General features: G+C 54.6%; 8 protein-coding genes. 4 read left to right on the forward strand and 4 right to left on the reverse strand.

The genetic code is table 11. The annotated features are described in order from the left end of the window. From DRF71_RS27910 to DRF71_RS28985, 4 genes are all read right to left on the reverse strand, one after another. On the reverse strand, window positions 1–374 hold a 374-nt coding region (locus DRF71_RS27910; RefSeq protein ID WP_198672070.1), incomplete at its 3' end, for a hypothetical protein. Continuing rightward, window positions 374–1,204 (reverse strand): hypothetical protein, encoded by an 831-nt coding sequence (locus DRF71_RS05320; RefSeq protein ID WP_112309449.1) that lies wholly within the window; start codon window positions 1,202–1,204, stop codon window positions 374–376. The genes DRF71_RS05320 and DRF71_RS27910, both read right to left, overlap by 1 nt. Next, window positions 1,197–1,394 (reverse strand): hypothetical protein, encoded by a 198-nt coding sequence (locus tag DRF71_RS05325; protein ID WP_112309450.1) that lies wholly within the window; start codon window positions 1,392–1,394, stop codon window positions 1,197–1,199. Before DRF71_RS05325 ends, DRF71_RS05320 begins: the two co-directional genes overlap by 8 nt. Continuing rightward, a complete protein-coding gene (locus tag DRF71_RS28985) occupies window positions 1,394–1,525 on the reverse strand; it encodes a hypothetical protein (protein WP_269814333.1) in 132 nt (43 codons plus the stop codon). Before DRF71_RS28985 ends, DRF71_RS05325 begins: the two co-directional genes overlap by 1 nt. A gap of 105 nt (window positions 1,526–1,630) precedes the next feature. On the opposite strand from DRF71_RS28985, the gene DRF71_RS28990 reads away from it, so the two are divergent. The 4 genes from DRF71_RS28990 to DRF71_RS27915 form a co-directional block, all read left to right on the forward strand. Beyond that, a complete protein-coding gene (locus DRF71_RS28990) occupies window positions 1,631–1,762 on the forward strand; it encodes a hypothetical protein (protein ID WP_269814334.1) in 132 nt (43 codons plus the stop codon). Further along, entirely contained in the window at window positions 1,762–1,950 is a 189-nt protein-coding gene (locus DRF71_RS05330) for a hypothetical protein (protein ID WP_112309451.1), read from the forward strand. The genes DRF71_RS28990 and DRF71_RS05330 overlap by 1 nt, the downstream gene beginning before the upstream one ends. Continuing rightward, window positions 1,950–2,771 carry a hypothetical protein gene (locus tag DRF71_RS27225; protein WP_157970934.1) on the forward strand — a complete coding sequence of 274 codons (822 nt, stop codon included), beginning with the start codon at window positions 1,950–1,952 and terminating at the stop codon, window positions 2,769–2,771. Before DRF71_RS05330 ends, DRF71_RS27225 begins: the two co-directional genes overlap by 1 nt. Continuing rightward, window positions 2,771–3,281, forward strand: a 511-nt coding sequence (locus tag DRF71_RS27915) for a hypothetical protein (RefSeq protein ID WP_198672071.1), incomplete at its 3' end; no start/stop codon positions are given. The genes DRF71_RS27225 and DRF71_RS27915, both read left to right, overlap by 1 nt.

Genomic DNA, 3,281 nt, shown 5'->3' on the forward strand with positions numbered 1-3,281 from the left:
GTCAAATTTGCGCCGCCAATCTGATAGTAAAAAGGAGGCGGGTTGCGAGGCACGATAGCGCCGCTACCCTGCAACGCCTTGATCGGTTCACCCGTACGAGCATGAAGCAATTCATCACGTCCGCTGAATTGCGGGTGCGCCGACTTGGGCACAAACCACGCCTGAAAATTGGCGGTAACGCCATTCAGAAGCGGTTTCGGCATTTCGCGAAGCTCAACATCAAGAGCAACGCGCCCGCCGCAGCTGTCACCAGCGTGCAGCGGAATAAAGCCGACAGGAACGACGACACCGGCACGGCCGGACGTCATAAGAACAGCCCGATCATTGCGGACAGAGCGGTTGAAAGTAACCGGAGTAGTAGATTGACGTGCCATTACCATTTCCAAGCTTGTTTTGCGAGTTTCTCAGCATTGGACTTCCAACGCTGATCATATTCTTCATTGCGGGCGCGCGAAGCATCCGCGCCCGAAATCTCGGCTTCATGTGCCTTGATAACGCCCTCACGGGGCTTAAATCCGTATGAACGCTCATAAGACCGAGCCATGCCCGAGCCTAGGTTTGAAAACTTATTCCAAACCACTTGAGGGGCGCCGACAACAATCGCCGTCGCAAGCTCATCAATACCCCACGGCTCACCATCGCCGGGTATTGAAATGTCACCGCCAGTAAGAGCGTTATTCATCTCAAAAAAGCCGGGCGAATTGGTAACAGGAGCAACTTCCTTCTCCCTCTCGGGAGAAAGAGGATTCGGCGACATTCCAAAATCAGGAAACCTGACATTGGACTGGCCGACAAATGCAGTATTTCGCCCCAGAGGCGAAACAGCCCCGATAGCATCGGAGGCCTTGCCAGCCCTCAAACGCTCAATTTCAAGCTTGGCAAGATCAAGCTTTGCGTCCTCTTGCGCGCGGCGTCGATCAGCATCACCGGAAACAACGTCTCCGATTTCCTTGAAGCCGTTTGCGATCAGATCGAAAGACGCGAGAGGAGGACCATTATTGGCAAGCCCGGTGCCGCCGGGATTGCCATATTGCAGCATGGTCAACGGGTTGAACCCGTAAGCCTCAGCTGCGTCACGAGCGCCTTGCGCTTGTGACATCATGTTGTCGCGGGGTGTCGGATTTTTCCGGCGGGAGCCGAAAAGACCGGCAACGCCCCCAAGAAGGGAGCCAACGCCGGACATGACGGTGAAAGGGTCAGCCATCAGCAGGAACCCGAGCCAAGCGCTTTGGAATGCGATTAACATCGGCCTGCATGACTTTGTAATCCTTGCGATAAATCTCAGAGAGAGCCGTAAGGATTGCAAAGAAATGGGAGCGCGGAACAAGATGCTCGCCCATATCAATGAGCTTGAGCATGCGAAGCGCGTCACCATAAGAGCGCGGCACCGCCATCAGACCACACGCGAGCAAAGCGCGGTGATTTCCGAGGGGTAGACACCCACGAGAAAACCACCGAAGGCGGTAAGCGCCGGAATCAACATCTTGCGCACGAGCGGCAAGAGCAGTTTGGCAGTTTGAAGCATATTCTTATCCCATTAAATCAAGGGGTTAAGCATGCCTTTGTCGCATAATCAGTATTATGTAAACTTTAGCAAAGCCTCTCAACTAATTGAAATTGTGAGGAAATAATGTCTTCCACTCTCAAACTGCTCTTGCCGCTCGTGCGCAAGATGTTGATTCCGGCGCTCACCGCCTTCGGTGGTTTTCTCGTGGGTGTCTACCCCTCGGAAATCACCGCGCTTTGCTCGCGTGTGGTCTGATGGCGGTTCCGGTCTACGGCGATGCGCTTCGCTGGATCAGCAAGGAAATCGCCCGTCTGGAATCTGACGGGTTTACTCCTTCGGAGGCGGAAATTCGCCTTTTGTGCATTTTCACTGCCGATCTTTTCGGCAAAGAAATCAAAGACTTGCTGCGCGATGTTCAGACAATGCGCAAGGTTCAGCACTGATGGCTGACCCTTTCACCGTCATGTCCGGCGTTGGCTCCCTTCTTGGGGGCGTTGCCGGTCTTTTCGGCTCCCGCCGGAAAAATCCGTCACCCCGTGACAACATGATGTCACAAGCGCAAGGCGCTCGTGACGCAGCTGAGGCTTACGGGTTCAACCCGTTGACCATGCTGCAATATGGCAATCCGGGCGGTACCGGGCTTGCCAATAATGGTCCGCCGCTCGCCTCGTTCGACATGCTCGCCAGTGGTTTCAGGGAAATCGGAGACGTTGTTTCCGGTGATGCTGATCGACGCCGCGCGCAAGAGGACGCAAAGCTTGATCTTGCGAAGCTTGAAATTGAGCGCTTGCAGGCCGGTCGGTCTGCTGACGCTCTCGGCGGCGTTTCCCCGTTGGGTAATCGTCCGTCAACTGTTGGTATTTCTGGCGGTACGTTTCAATCGCCCCGCGTCGTTTCAAATCCTGATCGTACGTCTGTTCAAGTGGCCTCGGCTGATATTAAGCCTGATATTGGCTGGTCTGATGCTGAGGAAATTGAAAAACGATACGGCGATGCGGTTTCTTGGGTTTATGGCGCCGGTGTCGCCGCTGCTGATGGCTATAATTCTTTGAAGTCAATCGCAGGCCAAGCCGTTCCTCTTGCTGGCGCAAACAAGCCGGATAATTCCCCTTCTGAATCCGTCTCTGAGTCGGATGAGATGCGGGATATGTCCATGCGGTTATGGGGGGCAACTCCCGATGGTTTCACCGCAGATAACCGTCCTTTCTGGCGTACGCCTCAAGGAATTGCCTTTACACCTCCCAATGCACGAAAGGGCCAATAATGGCACGTCAATCTACTACTCCGGTTACTTTCAACCGCTCTGTCCGCAATGATCGGGCTGTTCTTATGACGTCCGGCCGTGCCGGTGTCGTCGTTCCTGTCGGCTTTATTCCGCTGCACGCTGGTGACAGCTGCGGCGGGCGCGTTGCTCTTGATGTTGAGCTTCGCGAAATGCCGAAACCGCTTCTGAATGGCGTTACCGCCAATTTTCAGGCGTGGTTTGTGCCCAAGTCGGCGCACCCACAATTCAGCGGACGTGACGAATTGCTGCATGCTCGTACGGGTGAACCGATCAAATCATTGCAGGGTAGCGGCGCTATCGTGCCTCGCACCCCGCCCGCTTTTTTCTATCAGCTTGGCGGCGCAAATGTGGTGACTGCCGCCAATTCTGATTTTTTCAAATCGCTCGGCCTTCATGTCGCGCCGGCGTCGAATATCAATACCGATCTGATCGACGCATTCAATCTGATCTATAATTTCCGCCTTGCTTCGCACTCTTCGAAGCTTCCGC

This window comes from Pseudogemmobacter bohemicus (assembly GCF_003290025.1).
Taxonomy (GTDB): Bacteria; Pseudomonadota; Alphaproteobacteria; order Rhodobacterales; family Rhodobacteraceae; genus Pseudogemmobacter; species Pseudogemmobacter bohemicus.

Coding starts and splice junctions, on each gene's coding strand:
- DRF71_RS05320 (WP_112309449.1), bottom strand. CDS start 1,204: ATGGCTGACCCTTTCACCGTCATGTCCGGCGTTGGCTCCCTTCTTGGG.
- DRF71_RS05325 (WP_112309450.1), bottom strand. CDS start 1,394: ATGGCGGTGCCGCGCTCTTATGGTGACGCGCTTCGCATGCTCAAGCTC.
- DRF71_RS28985 (WP_269814333.1), bottom strand. CDS start 1,525: ATGCTTCAAACTGCCAAACTGCTCTTGCCGCTCGTGCGCAAGATGTTG.
- DRF71_RS28990 (WP_269814334.1), top strand. CDS start 1,631: ATGTCTTCCACTCTCAAACTGCTCTTGCCGCTCGTGCGCAAGATGTTG.
- DRF71_RS05330 (WP_112309451.1), top strand. CDS start 1,762: ATGGCGGTTCCGGTCTACGGCGATGCGCTTCGCTGGATCAGCAAGGAA.
- DRF71_RS27225 (WP_157970934.1), top strand. CDS start 1,950: ATGGCTGACCCTTTCACCGTCATGTCCGGCGTTGGCTCCCTTCTTGGG.